Source organism: Thiocapsa sp. (assembly GCF_018399035.1).
GTDB lineage: Bacteria > Pseudomonadota > Gammaproteobacteria > Chromatiales > Chromatiaceae > Thiocapsa.
On record NZ_CP073760.1, the window covers coordinates 581673 to 596733 of the forward strand.

Annotated in this window: 14 protein-coding genes, 1 tRNA gene and 2 pseudogenes; 9 read left to right on the forward strand and 8 right to left on the reverse strand. The window is 64.5% G+C overall.

The window, feature by feature from the left end:
• Positions 1-139 precede the first annotated feature (139 nt).
• Complete coding sequence (locus KFB96_RS02735) at positions 140-940, reverse strand: class I SAM-dependent methyltransferase (RefSeq protein WP_300971249.1); 801 nt, start codon at positions 938-940, stop codon at positions 140-142.
• 238 nt (positions 941-1178) lie between these two features.
• Here KFB96_RS02735 and KFB96_RS02740 point away from each other — a divergent pair.
• Positions 1179-1269: transfer RNA gene (locus tag KFB96_RS02740), tRNA-Ser, on the forward strand.
• A 419-nt stretch (positions 1270-1688) separates the two neighbouring features.
• On the opposite strand, the gene KFB96_RS02745 is transcribed toward KFB96_RS02740, so the two are convergent.
• From KFB96_RS02745 to KFB96_RS02755, 3 genes are all read right to left on the reverse strand, one after another.
• On the reverse strand, positions 1689-2009 hold the full coding sequence (locus tag KFB96_RS02745) for an AlpA family transcriptional regulator (protein WP_213458843.1): 321 nt from the start codon (positions 2007-2009) through the stop codon (positions 1689-1691).
• 121 nt (positions 2010-2130) lie between these two features.
• Entirely contained in the window at positions 2131-2730 is a 600-nt protein-coding gene (locus KFB96_RS02750) for a FlhC family transcriptional regulator (protein ID WP_213458844.1), read from the reverse strand.
• Positions 2727-3083 (reverse strand): flagellar transcriptional regulator FlhD, encoded by a 357-nt coding sequence (locus KFB96_RS02755; protein WP_213458845.1) that lies wholly within the window; start codon positions 3081-3083, stop codon positions 2727-2729. The genes KFB96_RS02750 and KFB96_RS02755 overlap by 4 nt, the downstream gene beginning before the upstream one ends.
• A 141-nt stretch (positions 3084-3224) precedes the next feature.
• On the opposite strand from KFB96_RS02755, the gene KFB96_RS02760 reads away from it, so the two are divergent.
• From KFB96_RS02760 to KFB96_RS02780, 6 genes and pseudogenes are all read left to right on the forward strand, one after another.
• Positions 3225-3689 carry a helix-turn-helix domain-containing protein gene (locus KFB96_RS02760; protein WP_213458846.1) on the forward strand — a complete coding sequence of 155 codons (465 nt, stop codon included), beginning with the start codon at positions 3225-3227 and terminating at the stop codon, positions 3687-3689.
• 151 nt (positions 3690-3840) lie between these two features.
• A complete protein-coding gene (locus KFB96_RS02765) occupies positions 3841-4242 on the forward strand; it encodes a hypothetical protein (protein WP_213458847.1) in 402 nt (133 codons plus the stop codon).
• A 518-nt stretch (positions 4243-4760) separates the two neighbouring features.
• Positions 4761-4985: a helix-turn-helix transcriptional regulator gene (locus tag KFB96_RS02770; RefSeq protein WP_213458848.1), complete on the forward strand. Its 225-nt coding sequence runs from the start codon at positions 4761-4763 to the stop codon at positions 4983-4985.
• Positions 4982-5152: pseudogene (locus KFB96_RS26280) on the forward strand (helix-turn-helix domain-containing protein); the annotation flags it as partial. The gene KFB96_RS02770 and the pseudogene KFB96_RS26280, both read left to right, overlap by 4 nt.
• 252 nt (positions 5153-5404) lie before the next feature.
• The gene (locus KFB96_RS26285) at positions 5405-5779 is read left to right on the forward strand and encodes a DnaT-like ssDNA-binding domain-containing protein (protein WP_300971777.1); all 375 of its coding nucleotides are present in this window, start codon (positions 5405-5407) and stop codon (positions 5777-5779) included.
• Positions 5685-6443 (forward strand): ATP-binding protein, encoded by a 759-nt coding sequence (locus tag KFB96_RS02780; RefSeq protein WP_213458850.1) that lies wholly within the window; start codon positions 5685-5687, stop codon positions 6441-6443. Before KFB96_RS26285 ends, KFB96_RS02780 begins: the two co-directional genes overlap by 95 nt.
• 136 nt (positions 6444-6579) lie before the next feature.
• Here KFB96_RS02780 and KFB96_RS02785 read toward each other — a convergent pair whose 3' ends face one another.
• From KFB96_RS02785 to KFB96_RS26290, 4 genes and pseudogenes are all read right to left on the reverse strand, one after another.
• Positions 6580-7053 (reverse strand): LexA family transcriptional regulator, encoded by a 474-nt coding sequence (locus tag KFB96_RS02785; protein ID WP_213458851.1) that lies wholly within the window; start codon positions 7051-7053, stop codon positions 6580-6582.
• Between the two features lie 284 nt (positions 7054-7337).
• Positions 7338-8126 (reverse strand): N-acetylmuramoyl-L-alanine amidase, encoded by a 789-nt coding sequence (locus tag KFB96_RS02790; protein ID WP_213458852.1) that lies wholly within the window; start codon positions 8124-8126, stop codon positions 7338-7340.
• Between the two features lie 14 nt (positions 8127-8140).
• Positions 8141-9700 (reverse strand): protein kinase, encoded by a 1560-nt coding sequence (locus tag KFB96_RS02795; protein ID WP_213458853.1) that lies wholly within the window; start codon positions 9698-9700, stop codon positions 8141-8143.
• 377 nt (positions 9701-10077) lie between these two features.
• A pseudogene (locus tag KFB96_RS26290) lies at positions 10078-10335 on the reverse strand (ISNCY family transposase); the annotation flags it as partial.
• 163 nt (positions 10336-10498) lie between these two features.
• On the opposite strand from KFB96_RS26290, the gene KFB96_RS02805 reads away from it, so the two are divergent.
• The gene (locus KFB96_RS02805; protein WP_213458855.1) at positions 10499-11998 is read left to right on the forward strand and encodes a DUF1566 domain-containing protein; all 1500 of its coding nucleotides are present in this window, start codon (positions 10499-10501) and stop codon (positions 11996-11998) included.
• Between the two features lie 902 nt (positions 11999-12900).
• Positions 12901-14634: a DUF1566 domain-containing protein gene (locus KFB96_RS02810; protein WP_213458856.1), complete on the forward strand. Its 1734-nt coding sequence runs from the start codon at positions 12901-12903 to the stop codon at positions 14632-14634.
• Positions 14635-15061 lie beyond the last annotated feature (427 nt).

Sequence of the window (15061 nt, forward strand, 5' to 3'; positions counted from 1 at the left end):
CGCTCCCACGTCTCAATCCCAGCCCAGCCCGAGCGCAGCGAAACCCATCCCCGCGGCAGCCCCTGCGCCGTCACCCCGCAGGGATGCGCAAGCTCGCCCCAAGGCCGAAGAACGGATCCAGGTCCACTCCGCGAGATGCCTACTTCTCCGCCGTCAGATACGCGATCCACCCGGCGTCCGGCTCCCCGCTCTCGACCGGCACGAAGATGCCGTCCGGTTTTCCGTGCGGATCCCATCCCTGCCAATAGACCATCACGCGCGAAAAACCCGCGGCCCCCAACAACTCGCGGATCTCCGGCAAGGTCCACAGCCGCCAATCGTAGCTGAAGGCACGTGGCCATTCCGAGCCGTCGTCGAACCGAAAATGGATATGGCAGACCAGCCTGCCGGTCACGGGCTCGTACAGCGCCTGCTCCCAGATATAGGTGAAGCCGCCGCCCTGCGGATCCTCCACCCGTCGCTCCTCGGTCAACAGGCGAAAGGTGTCGTAACCCCCGAAGGCGTCCAAGAAAAAGATCCCGCCCACGGCCAAGGCGTCGCGTACCCGCTCGAAATAGCGCAGGAGATGGCAGCGGTCGCGGAGCAGCCAGTAGCTGCAATTCATCGCCAACACGATATCGGGGGAGGGCGCCTCGATCTCGCGGACATCTCCCTCGATCAATGCGACTCGGCCCTTTGAGGCCGCGTCCAGCGCGGACAAATTGTGACGCCGCCCCCAGCCCAGGACATCGGGATCCAGGTCGATGCCGCAGGCCCGATTGCGTTTGCGCCGACCCACCCACTCGCAGCACACCGCCGCCGTTCCGCAGAAATCCTCCCGCAGCATGCGGGCGCTTCGCCCGCGCAATTGCCGAAAGGTGCGGTCGACGAAATCGATCTCCGTTCGCGGATTCTGCACGGCAAGCTGATAAAGGCGGTAACGATCGGCAACATCGGACATCGCCGGATGCCCCGGATCCTTTCGGGAAACCATGTTTCGGTGGACTTCTCTCTGGGTGGATTTCGGAGGGGAGGTGGATTTCGGATAGGACATTGCCCGTCGCCGAGGCATCGTCGATCCCGTCTTTTCAAGCCTGATTTGAACGCAATCATACCTTCCTGTATTCTTCGCGGCTCGCAGATCGGGGCCATGGCGATCGGAGAGCAATTCTCCCGCCGGTTCGATCGCGATTTCCCGTGGAGAGGTGTCCGAGTGGCTTAAGGAGCACGCCTGGAAAGTGTGTATAGGTTAACAGCCTATCGAGGGTTCGAATCCCTCCCTCTCCGCCACTAACTTAGAAAAATAAAATAAAAACAATAGATTAAGATTCAGAAAGTCCGGTATAAAACATACTGCCCCCAAAAATGCCCCCAACCAAAACTTTCGATCTACGGAGCCGTTCATAGGGCGTCTCGGATCCCGAACACGCTTCATCCTTACCCTGGCGCCTGCCTGACGGCCATGCTTGCCCCCATAGCTTGGCGACGCTGACGTAACGGGTCTCGTGTCCACCACGTCGCGGCAATCCGGCATCGACCCAATGTCGGGGTGGCACCACAACGACATTTTCCTGATGAGTCTCTGTGGACTGCGTGGCCCTCCCTGCACGATCCCCAGCACATGGTACGCCGCGCGTGTTGCATTTGCGGATGCGAGCGCCGCGAACCGTTCTGCGCGCCGGTCTCGTGCGATCGCCCCGTCTGCTGGGTCAGCCTGCTCGACGTGACGTCGGCGCTTGCGTCTCGGCGCAGGCTTGGGTGACGGCGAGCGCGCGTTCATCCGCACGGAGACCGAAGGTCGATCGTCGCGCATGGATGCCCGAGACCAGGGTGCGCAGCTCGTCGTCGGTGACGGCGCGGATCAGCGCGGCGAGTACCGCTTCGATGTCATGCTCGGGCCAGGCGGACGCGCGTGCACCGAGCGCGATCGGACGTGGAAACAGACCGGAGGCGATGCGGGCATACACTACGGAACGGCTGTAGCCGGTGCGCTCGAGCACGGTTCGCAAGCGCAGCACAGAGGTTGGCATGTGACGTCTCCAAATGAAGTAAGCGGTTCGATTGGCGCTTCGGCGCGCCGGGATTGCACTGGGCGCCAAGATGGATCTAAAGGTGATCGCTCGTGGCGCAGGGTGAACGGGGTAGCCGACGTCAGGGATCTGTTGTCGTGATGTGATCGCTGTGCTCGCCAGCCGGAGGTGAATGCACGGCTTGGTCGGGTGGCCGGCGATCAGCCCCATCGCGCGACGGCCGAGACATCTTCAACGCACAGATCGGACAGTCGACTGCCCGGCGCGAGAACGCCCCTGCCACGTAGGGGATCGCGCAGCGTTCGCAGGTGCGGAAGAGCACGAGCCCCGTGGTCAGGTCGCGGGCAATCACCCAGCCCTGATTGATGTCGAGGGGTGGGCCCAGCGTGTCGGATGCCGCCAGCCGCACCATCTGCTCCAGATAGAGGCGATGCCCCGTGAGCAGCGCCTCGATGTCGATGCTCCGCTCAACCGCCGCGCCGCCGAAGGCGCGATACAAGCCCGCGAACACCGACGCGTTGGCCTGCCGACGCGCCGAGCCGAGGAGACTGCCGGTGCTCGGTAGTTGACCGGGCAAAGGCTTGCAGCCGTGAATCTCGTGGTGGAGTGTGCGCAGCACGGCCGGGCGCAGGCCGCTGATCCGCCCGACGAGCGAGGTGCGCATGCCGCGTCGGATCAAGGCGATCGCCAGCTGCGTCCTGGCGTGGTGCTGAAGTCTCACGGTTGGGCGACCTCCTCGGCGGCGAGCAGAATCACCTGTAGCCCCAGCCCGAGTGCGGACGGCCCGGTCGTGCGAAGACGGTCCTGCAGCCAGCACACGCGAAAGCGCGGTCGAAACAACAGCACGCCCGAAGCGGCCAGCTCGCGCAGCATCGCGAGCGAGGCGTGACGCAGGATGTCCAGCACTTCCCGGTCCAGACCATAGACCAAGACCGCCTTTTCGGCGTCCGAACGGGCCAACTCGCGCGCGCCGAGCAGCCACATCAGGTTCAGGGTATCGACCTCGCAATCGTGGTACGGCGCAGGGTTGGACCGGGGTGGCTCCAGGTCGGGGGCCGAGGGTGTGTCCGTCATCGTCGCTCTCACGGCAGAAAAACATGTTGATGGTGTTATAATCGTTTTTATAAAGCGATCTTGTCAAACATTAAAGCGTAATAAGCGACATTGTAAGCGCTATAAAGCGATTTCTCGGCACTCGACGCGGGTGGTATGACCATGACGACGAACAATCAAGATTCTGATTTAACTAGGGAAGCCTGCTGGGATGCTGCCGGGTTCGCGACGCGCCTGGCGCGCGCGAAGGGCATGCTGTCCACGAATGCATTCGCACAAAAGTGCGGTATCTCCGAGAGCATCTTCCGCAAGTACCTCGCAGGCGCGAGCGTTCCCGGGGCGGACAAGCTGGTCGATATCGCCCGCGTGGCCGGTGTGTCCCTGCTCTGGCTGGCGACCGGACAGGGGCGTGCCGAGGACGGGACTGACACGATGGTCCGGGGTCCGGTCGACGTCATGTTGCTGGAAACCCTGCTCGAGTCCGTCGAAGCCGGACTCGACGAGATCGGCACCGCGTTGACGCCGACGAAGAAGGCCAAGCTGGTCGCGGCGCTCTACAGCCTCTATCGCAGCAGCGAGGATGTCCGCAAGGCGCCGGTGTTGGAGCTCGTCAGGCTGGCGAGCTGAACGTGACCGAGTGCACGGTTCAGCGAATCCGCCCCGGAATGACGGCTGCACGACCCGTTTTTGCGTTGACGCGGTCGATGCGGCGGGCGACGATCCGACGCGTTCGATATCAAGTGCATACTTCGGATCACGGGTCAGCGGAGGTTTGTAGATGGTCGACAAGAGTGATGAAATCCGTTCGACAATTCGCGGGATCATGGGCGACAGCGTGCCCAAGCCGAGGGCGTCGGAAGTGGCGATGCCGGCGGTGAGCATCGATTTCGGCGGCATCAATCTCAAGAACGACACTGCGTTCGAGCACACGCAACCGGAGCATCGAATCGATCTTCCCGTGCTGGCGGCTGCACCGTCCGCGGTTCAGCGCTGCCACCGACAGCAACGGAGCCTGCTGCGGGTGCTCGGCTCGGTGCTGATGTTCGCCGCCATCGCCCCGCTCTACCTGGTGGAATTCCTGTCGGACATGCCCGACAACATCATTTTGACCATCGGATTCGTGATGCTGATCTTGAGCCTGATCAGTTTTACGATCGCGACGATGCTCGAATCGTTCTGATCCGACGACGGCTGCTCGTCCGCGAGCGGCCGCGTCTCTGTCGGGCGACGATCGCCGATGCGGCCCGGTCGCGACGGTACCGCACAGCCTCGCGCATCATCGGCAGAGCACACCTTCCGGCGATTGCGCGGGCGATCGGGCCGTCCGTCCATCCACCGCATGAACCGGCGGAAAGCGCCAAACCCGCGCCAGCCGTCATCCCCCTGTTCGTCTCCTGCTGTTCGGGTGCCGAGCCGCCCCGGCCGGGCCGGGCGCGCTGGGCCACGTCGCTCCCGATGGCCGCTAAAAACCCCAACCACGCGAAAGGCGTCGAAAAGCGTCATCTTGAGCGGCTTCGCCGCGCACGCAATCGGCCTACCATCTGTTCAGCGTTCGAGGACGCTTTCCGCACCGGCCCACGCTTCGACCACGCTGCCGGCGGGACGGTCTCGAGCGCATGTTCCATGTCGGCGGCGGCAGCGTCACGGTCTGCCCGGCCCGCCGGCTCGGATATCACAGACAACGATTCGGAGCCCGGAATGAACAGCACCATCGGAGGAAACCTCCGTCACCTGCGCAAGCGATCCGGTCGGACCCAAGCCGAGGTGGCCAAGCGCGCCGGCACCTCGCAAGCCTGGATCTGCCGCCTCGAGACCGGCGACGCCAACCCGACCCTCGCCAGCCTGCGCCGCATCGCCCGCGCTCTGGATGTCCAGGTCGTGGATCTGCTGCAACGCCGCCCCGAGCAGGCGCGCCCGACATGAGCCGAGCGGCACGCGATTGGGCTTGGGACTGCCGCGGACTGACGCTCGCTCAGCGGCTGGTGCTGCTCGCGCTGGCCGAGTATGCCGACGAAGGGGGAGAGCAGTGTTTCCCCTCCCTCGCACTCCTGGAATGGATGACGGAGCTCAGCCGCCGCGGTATCACCAAAGCCTTGGGCGGGCTCGATGGCACCCTGATCGAGCGCGCGAGAGGCGGACCCGGACGAGCGACTCACTACCGGCTTCTGTTGTCCGCCTCGCAGAAGGATCAAGGGTGCCAAAGGAATCGGGAACCCAGTGCCCTATCCGGGAGGAGGGAGCAGCGTGCCTTAGGAAACACCGTGCCCATGGGTAGGGAACCCGGTTCCTCTTTGATAGGGAACACAGTTCCCCCGGACCGGTATATGAACCGTCATGGAGCCGTGAGTGAGCCGTCAGTGCTGCACGGCGACGACGCTTCCGCAGCGGAACGCCCCGGCATCCGCGGGGGAGGGCGCACACCCATCCCGCCCGACTGGCAGCCCAGCCAACGGGTCTTCGACTGGGCCGCCAAGCACGGCATGACCCGCACCTGGGCCGCGGCTCAGGTCGACGAGTTCGTCGTCTACTGGACGGACACCGGCACACAACGCGACAGCTGGGACGCGACCTTCATCAACCGACTGCGGACCCTGCAGGCAAGCGACGCGACGAGGCAAGACCATGAGCCGGAGCCAAGATTGGCCGACAAGGATTACAGCGTCGGGGCCACCCCCCTCGATCAGATCCCTTGGCTCATCCCCGATCCTCTCGGCTGAGGATCTGGCCGCGGTCGGGCGAGCCGAGGTCAACCAACTCGCCGCCGAGCGGCTCCGAGCGGCCCAGGCACACCTCGAGCGGGCCGTCGGGAGCTGTGGGATTCCGCGCCGCTTCCTGGACCGGACCTTCGACGGCTACGTGGCGCACACCCGGGCACAGCGAGAGGCCCTGGCGGTGTGCCGCGGCTACGCACAGCGCTTCGAGGCGCTCAGACAGCGGGGCAGCTCGCTGCTGCTGGTCGGCGGCCCCGGGACCGGCAAGACCCATCTCGCCTGCGCGATCCTCACCGAGGTGATCCGCACCGGCCGCACGGGGCTCCTGATGTCCATCTCCGGGGCGCTGCGGATGCTGCGCGACGCCTACTCGCCGGTCGCCAAGCGCTCGGAGATCGAGAGCTTCGCCCTGCTCACCACCCCTGACCTGCTCGTGCTCGACGAAGTCGGTGTCGCGATCGGCACCGACACCAAGCGCCGCGCCATGCTCTTCGACGTGCTCAATGCCCGCTACGGGGAGATGCGCCCCACCATTCTGATCGGCAACCTGACCGCCGCCGAGATGGAGACCTACCTCGGAGAGCGCATCATGGACCGGTTGCTGGAGACCGGTTCCCCCATCGTGTCGTTCACCTGGCCGAGTTATCGGCGCAGTGGGGGTCGGAGCTGATCGCAGCGATCTCCGATGATGGCGCGCACACGAACTGATGAGGAGCGGGCACGTCGCCGAGGCGGCAGGCTTGCAATGGTCAAGACGACGACGATTCCGGAGGTGAGTCGTCGATGCGTCGTTGGCGAGACCAAGCTCACCCGGCCCGCACTACCCCCGACACCACCCCGAGGATCTCCACCTCGCCCTCCTCGAACACCAACGGGGCCATGGCGTCGTTCGCCGGCTGCAGGCGGATCCCCTCGGGCTCGCGATAGAAGCGCTTGAGGGTGACCTGATAGCCGTCGATGCGGGCCACCACCGTCTCGCCGTTCTCCGCCGTCGGACGTTGCTCCACGACCACCAGATCGCCGGTGTCGATGCCGTCGTCGGTCATGGAGTCGCCGCGCACGTACAGGGCAAAGCTGCGATCGGCCGCATGCCGCTTTATGAGACGGGCCGGGACCGTCAGCGTCTCGCGCTCCTCGACCGCGACCACCGGCTGACCGGCGCTGACCAGGCCGAGCAGCGGCAGCTCGACGGTAAGCTCCTCGCTCGGGTTGAGCGGCTCCAAGTCGGGGTGCCAGGTGGGACGCACCTGTCTACGGATCGGTTGCAACACATCGTCCATGTCGATCTCCTGGAGGTGATGGTTTGTTCGTGGAGTTTAGCCGCAGATTCGCGATCATGCGCGCCCAATGCCTGCTGAATCCTGCAATTCGCCGTCGAGATCAAGAACGCGGTCCGACCCGAACACGGCCCCGGGCAATGCGGCCTGCGTGTTCACGATGACGTCGCACGCCATCTCGACCAGCCGTGTCAGACGCGACCCTGGAGCGATGCGACGTACGACCACGCTGGAGCGTGGTAGTCAGAAGAAACGAGTGTTGGACGGGCTGCTATTGCATGAGGGGTTCAATGCCGCGCGGCTTCCATCTCGGCACAGGTTTCGAGGACCGCCGCGACGATCGCGTCGGCCATGACCGCACGATGCGCCGCCGAACCGAGGCGCTTCTCCTCGTCGCGGTTGACGATGATCCCGGCTTCAAGCAGCACAGCGGGCATGCTTGCCGTACGCAGCACAGCTAGGCCGTCGAATCGGTATAGGCCCAGCTCCGGGTTCAGCAGCGGTCGGTTCTCGCCGGGGATAGGCTCCGCGTGATGCAGCGTCGGCACAAACCCCCGCGCCCGCAACTCGCGGCCCAGCCGTTGCCCGAAGGCTAGGCTGTCGGTGAAGCGTGGGTTTTGCTCGGAGACGAACAGTGAAAAGCCGGCGAAGCGGTCGCTGTAACGGCGAGTCTCGCCGTCGAACTCCCAGCCCGACAGATATTGCGGCTGCACCGAGTCGTGATGCACGGACAAAAAGAGCTGCGCCCCGGCGTCGGCGGCGATGCGGGTGCGGCCGGTGAGGGTCAGCCGTCCGCGGGCGCGGTCGGCGACGATGAACGCGCGTTTTAGGCCCATTGCATGCAGAGCCGCCTCGACGTCGCGGGCAAGCCTCTCGTTGAAGTCGTACTCCGGCACGCCGCGGGCGCTGATGGCCCCAGGCTCCTGCGGGGTGTGGCCTATATCGATGGCGACGGCAAAGCCCCCGGCATCACAGCTAGCGGCGACGCCTTGGACTTGCGCCGCCGCAGACGCCTCCACCGCCGCTTGGTCGGCATAGACAGCCGGGCTCGTCAGCACCAGCATCAGCAACAACAAGGCGCGAGGAGGCATCATCCACCCGACAGCGCCCGTTGCTCGGCTAGCAACTCGGCGAGCCGTTGCTCCGTCATGTCCTGCAGGCACGCCGCATTGGCGGCCGCATTGGCGTTGGCGCAACCCGTGTTCCGCCGCTTCAGCCAGTCCCGCTGCTCGGACCTGATGAGCGCGAAGCTGCCGCCGGAAAGTCGGACGCGCAGGTCATTGTAAACGGCGCCCATAACGGCGTCGGCCCTGGCGGCGCCAGCATTGCCGCAGATCAACCGCTCGTTGGCCGTCTCGGCGCCGCGGCACCAAGTGGGCGTTGTGAGGCCGGCGTATTCCGGCGGGTACAGAACGGAGCCGAGCGCCGGATCGGGTGCTGAATAGGTATTCACCGGTGGAGCCTCGGCGCGAGCCGGCGCGGCGGCCTGTGCCCGCTCTTCCGCCGCACGCCGCTCGCGCAGCAAGCGCAGGCGGTCCTCCTCAAACTCACGGGCGCGCCCCGATTCTTCAATCTCGGTATGTGCTGGTGCAGCGCTTGCGCGCGCCGCTTCAGACGACGTTGTCCAATCGCCGAAGATTGCCATCAGCACGATGCTGACGATCGCCATCGACAAGACCCCAAAGAAGAACGTTACTGGATTGGCCCCTGCTGATCGATCATTGTCTGATGTTTCCTCTGCAGACGCGGGTGGAGGTGGTTGTGCTACCTGACCGCGGCCGGGGGGCGTAAGCGTCCATGACGCTGCCGGTTCCTGCAGTGCCTGCTGAAACTCGGCGATGCCGGAGTAGCGGTCGCCGGCCCTGACCGCAAGCGCTTTCAAAAGTACCCTTTCCTGAGTTGATGCTATGACCGCGCCGAGTTTCGAAGGTGGCACGATCTCATCCTGATCCAGCCGATCGAGCGCCTCGGGCGGAACGGATCCGGTAATCGCGCGGTAGAGCGTCGCGGCCAGACCATAGACATCCGTCCAAGGCCCTTGCTTGCCGCGCGTTCGGTACTGCTCCTCAGGGGCATAGCCGGGTTTGAGAATGATCGAGAGGCTCCGACTGTGCTCGCCGGCGGCGAATCGTGCCGCGCCGAAGTCGAGCAGTTTGATGCGGCCGTCGCGGCTCAAGTAAATGTTGTCCGGCGCCAGATCGCGATGCAGCAGACCTTCCTTGTGGACCGCGCGCAAGGCATCCATCACCGGCGTCAGCAGCTTGATGGCCGCATCCATAGGGATGCGGCCGTTCGGTTGCTGCGCCAAGTGGTCCTTGAACGTCAGCCCGTCGACATAGTCCATTACACAATAGCCGGTGCCGTGCGCGCGGAAGAAGCTCTTGACGGTCACGATACCGGGATGCTGATCGAACCGGGCGAGTGCACGGGCCTCGTCCAGGAAGCGGTCCAGCCCGTAGGCGAATTGCTCCCCGGCTGGACCGGAGTAGACCGCCAGACTGACCCCGTCCGGGGCGCGCGTGGCGCAGTCGCGCGGCAGGTATTCCTTGATCGCCAGGCGCAGATGAAGATTCTCGTCCCGGGCCAGATAGGTGATGCCGAAGCCGCCGTGGCCCAGCACCCGGCCGATGCGGTAGCGGCCGTCGAGCAAGGTGCCGAGAGCGAGCGCCGGGGGCGGGTTTTCCGCGCCAGGCCGCCACCCACAAGATGGGCATTGACATTGGGGAGCGGCCAGGGGCTCGAAGCAGTGAGAACAAAGATTAGAAGCGGGCATTGAGGTTATCCGTAACAATTCGTGCGAATCCAGTGCAATTTAAGACGGGCATTGTTGCACATGCCGAGCGGAAATGCGGTTCTCTTAGGATCTTCGGTACCTAGTACCTGTTTCCATCTAATCTTTAACAAGCATGACGTTATGAATTTTTTATAAGTCTGATTATCACTTTAATCCCCTGCGTTCAGGGATCTGGTCTCACCGAGGATGAGCGGATTTCGTCAGTACCGGAAGGGTGGTCGTCTCGGCCATCTGATGAAACCGTACCTGCTTTCGCTCACCGCCACGCGCAGCCCCGGATCCACCGACACGCAGGCAATGCCTTTGCCGATTTACTCGATATGCAGCTTCAAGATCGAGTAGACCTTCCCGGCATGCGGGATGGTTCAACCGCACAGCACCCGACGGCGAATCCCGTCGATCTGCCGCTCGCCATGGGCGATGACGGGGTTGAGCGGTTCGAGTTGTATGCTCGGAGACTGAGCGATCAGCGCCAGACTGCTCAGGCGGGAAAGACAAGGCCGCCATAGCAATAGTTGTGTACGAAAACTCCACGGCTCGTCATCCGTCGTCGACATCAAGCCATCCGACATAGTCAGTCAGCAAGACAGGCGCCTTATGATAAAGTCTCGGCGTCACGGCCAGACGCCCACGTCTTAGGGATCAACTGCCTCAATGGACACCGCGCGCACCTCGCATTGCCCCCACTGCTTCGACGCACTGCCTTCCACACCCTGCGCGCACTGCGGCTGGGAGCCTGGCGCGGACAACCCGCCCCCGTCGCTGGCCTTGGGCACCCTGCTCGACGGGCGCTACCGTATCGGCCGGGTGCTCGGACATGGCGGGTTCGGCATCACCTATCTGGCGCGGGACGAGAATCTGCAACTGCGTCTGGCGATCAAGGAGTATCTGCCGCGCGACTGTGCCACGCGCGCCCCGGACGGGGTGAGTCTGGCGATCTACTCCGGTCAGGCCGGCGAGCAATTCGCCTACGGACTGGAGCGTTTTCTGGAGGAGGCGCGCGCCCTCGCGCGTTTCGATCAACATCCCGGCATCGTTACCGTCAAGAGCTTCTTCCGTGCGCACGGCACCGGCTACTGCGTGATGGACTATGTCGAGGGGCTGACCCTCAAACATTATCTGGAGATCCAGCCCGGCGGGCGCATCCCCGTCGATCAGGCGTGGCGGTTGCTGCAACCGGTGATGGATGCCCTGCGCGCGGTCCACAAAGAAGGTTTGCTGCATCGCGACCTGGCGCCGGACAACATCTACATCACGCGCGACGGGCGGGTGAAGCTGCTCGACTTCGGGGCGGCGCGCTTTGCGGCCGGGGAGCACAGCCGCAGTCTCTCCATCATCCTCAAACCCGGCTATGCCCCGGAGGAGCAGTACCGCAGCCGCGGCAAGCAGGGCCCGTGGACGGATGTCTATGGCCTGGCCGCGACTCTGTATCGCGCCATCACCGGGACCGTGCCGCCGGAGGCGCTGGATCGGCTGGACCAGGATGATCTAGTTGCCCCGTCCCGGCTCGGGATTGCCATCACGGCGGGGCAGGAGGCGGTCTTGCTCAAGGCGTTGGCGGTGAAGGCCGACGCGCGGTATTCCAGCATGCAGGGCTTGCAGGAGGGTTGGCGGGAGGTCCGGAGCGTTCAGGCGAAGCCGCTGGCCAGCGCACCGACTCAGCCAACATCGCCCCAACTGATTTCCGGTCGCTACCGAGCGCTGGGTCCGAACGGCGCCATCATCGAAGACCTCACCACCGGGTTGCACTGGATGCGATGCAGCCTGGGCCAGCAGTGGAACGGCGTCGCCTGTGTCGGGATCGCGACGAAGCTGACATGGAAGAAAGCGCTACGGCAGGGTCGGGGACTGTCTTTCGCCGGCCAAACCGATTGGCGTGTGCCGACGAAGGATGAGTTGCGGACCCTGGTCTATTGCTCCAGAGGCCGGCCCAAGACCTGGAATGACACCGGTGGTCGCTGTGAAGGTGATTACGAGCGCCCGACGATCGATCAAGCCGCCTTCCCGGGTACGCCAGATTTCTGGTTCTGGTCTTCGTCGCCGCCTGCCTTCTTTTCGGTCAGCGCGTGGAGCGTTAATTTCGGCGGTGGCTACGTCAGCGACCGCTATAAGGACGGCATGAGATACGTTCGGCTCGTGCGCGCGGGAAAGTGATTTTGTGTTTCTTGTTCACCGCTTCAGCAACCCGCCCGGGACGATCGTCGTGGGGAACGTCAGCGCCGAATCGGACCGGTTCGCGACCGCGGCGTGTCATCCGAGCGTCCACCGCGCTGCGGCAGGACAGTGAGTGCGGCCGGTTTGAACAGCGCGGTCTCTCTTGAGCGGGTGTCTTCTGATCGGGCAGCCCTCGGCGCTCCTATGGCCGTCCGCTGCATGGTCCGACGGCGATCCAGCGCGCGGTCTTGGGTTGATCCGGAAGGGTATCTGGTGACGCTTCAATCTCGGCGTCGCTCAAACCGATCGGTCGAGATCATGGCGTGTCGCCGCAGCCCGGTTTCCGTCCGCATGCCTACGATCGAGTCCGTCGGCGCCCGTGGCCCCTGTTGTCGGTGTTGTCTGCACCTTCACCATCTGCTAGCGTCTCCCCGAGCACGCCATCGTGTTCCGTCATAATGCACGTTGCGCGATAACAGCACTACGGTTAACCAGGGACGCACCAGGGTTTCCGCCGCACTCCCCCAATGCCCCCGGATTTGGCCGCTGCCGGCGAGATCCCGTCCGGCAGCGCCGGAGGAATGAAACCGCACCACAGGGCGAAGACAACCAGCCCGACCGCATCGCTTTGAAAGAATCTTCAGCGGGCTGGCCTTCGTCAACGCCAACGCGAAACATCGACGAGCAGGCCTTGCTCGTATCTCCGGCCATCGTGGCACGTGGCGCAGAGCGCCAGGGCATGCGTGACACCGCAGAGCGGGTGTCACGAGCGACTGATGTTTTGGGTGGCCGGTCTTACGAGCGATGCCGACGAGCACATGCCCCGCGTTGTGCTAGATTCGCCGAATCTCGGTTGACCGCCTCTGCCCCGAGTTGCTTCGTTTTCAGGATCACTTGCCCCAATGGACACCGCGACGATGGCAGCCTGCCCCAACTGTTTCGGCGATTTGAGCGCCACCCCCTGTCCACACTGCGGCTGGCAGCCGGGCTCGGACAATCCGCCGCCGGCACTGGCCTTGGGCACCCTGCTCGACGGACGCTACCGCATCGGGCGGGTGCTGGGTCACGGCGGGTTCGGCATCACCTATCTGGCGCGGGACGAGAATCTCCAACTGCGTCTGGCGATCAAGGAGTATCTGCCGCGCGACTGCGCGACGCGTGCCCCGGACGGGGTCAGTCTGGCGATCTACTCGGGTCAGGCCGGCGAGCAATTCGCCTACGGGCTGGACCGTTTTCTGGACGAGGCCCGCGCACTCGCCCGCTTCGATCAGCATCCCGGCGTCGTCACCGTCAAGAGCTTCTTCCGTGCCCACGGTACCGGCTACTGCGTCATGGACTATGTCGAGGGGCTGACGCTCAAGCAATACCTGGAGCGTCAACCCGGCGGGCGCATCCCGGTCGAGCAGGCGTGGCGGTTGCTGCAACCCGTGATGGACGCCCTGCGGGCGGTGCATAAAGAAGGTCTGCTGCATCGCGATCTGGCGCCGGACAACATCTACATCACCCGTGACGGGCGGGTGAAGCTGCTCGATTTCGGGGCCGCGCGCTTCGCCGCCGGGGAGCACAGTCGCAGTCTCTCCATCATCCTCAAGCCCGGCTATGCCCCGGAGGAGCAGTACCGCTCACGCGGCAAGCAGGGGCCTTGGACGGATGTCTACGGTCTGGCCGCGACGCTCTACCGCGCCATCATCGGGACCGTGCCGCCGGAAGCACTGGATCGGCTGGACCAGGATGATCTGGTCGCCCCGTCCCGGCTCGGGATTGCCATCACGGCGGGGCAGGAGGCGGTCTTGCTCAAGGCGTTGGCGGTGAAGGCCGCTGCGCGGTATCCGACGATGCAAGACATGCAGGAGGCATGGCGCGAGGTCGAGCGCGCGCAAGAGAAGCCGGCGGCCAGCGCGCCGCCGCCCGCGTCAACAGAAGCTCCGCTGGTTTCCGCCACACCGACATCCGAGCCAGAAGGGCCATCGCCCAAAAGATCAGGGCGCTCTGGCGTTGGCGGGTTGCTTGCGTTCATCGCGATCAGCGTGCTTGCTTTTGCGGGACTCAGCCAGATCGATGTGACCGACGATTCGCCCTCGTCCTCGTCTTCGTCACGTCCACCCTTGCTCGAGACCTTGCCAGCGACTTCGCCTTCGCGACCAGTCTCACCGGATGTCATTTCCGACCGTTACCGACCTCTGGGCCCGAACGGCGCCATCATCGAAGATCTCACCACCGGCCTGCAATGGATGCGATGCAGTCAAGGCCAGCAGTGGAACGGCGTCGTCTGTGTCGGGGCCGCGGCGAAGCTGACATGGAATGAGGCGATGCGGCAGGCACGCGGACTGTCTTTCGCTGGCCAGACCGATTGGCGCGTACCGACAAAGGATGAGCTGCGGACCCTGGTCTATTGCTCCAGTGGCCGGCCTGAAACATGGAAGGATACGGATGCTCTCTGTGAAGGTGATTACGAGCGCCCGACGATCGATCAAGCCGCCTTCCCGGGTATGCCAGGTTTCTTGTTCTGGTCTTCGTCGCCGTATGCCGGCGACTCGGACTACGCGTGGTACGTCTATTTCAGCGGTGGCAGCGTCTACAACGGCTACGGTAAGGACTCCGCGAAGTACGTTCGGCTCGTGCGCGCGGGACAGTGATTTTGTCTTTTGTGTTTCCTGTTCACCGCTTCGGTAACCCGCCCGGGACGATCGTCGTGGGGAACGTCAGCGCCGAATCGGACCGGTTTGCGACCTCTGCGGTTCATCCGCGCGCCCACCGCGCTGCGGCAGGACAGGGAGTGCGGCCGGTGTGGACGGCGCGGTCTCTCTTGAGAGGGTGTCTCCTGATCGGGCTGCCCTCGGCGCTCCCCTAGCCGCCCGCTGCATGGTCCGACGGGGATGCTTCCACCGCCGCGATGACCGCCGTCACCGTGCGGGTGCGCTGTCGCACGGCGCCTGACTCGCTATCGACCGGATCGGGATTCATCGTCGGCGGCGGTCTCGCGGGTATGCGCAGTGGGGATGCTGATTCCCGGAAATCGTATGAGTCCATTTCCGGGAAAGGAACGACCGGCGAGCGGGCCTC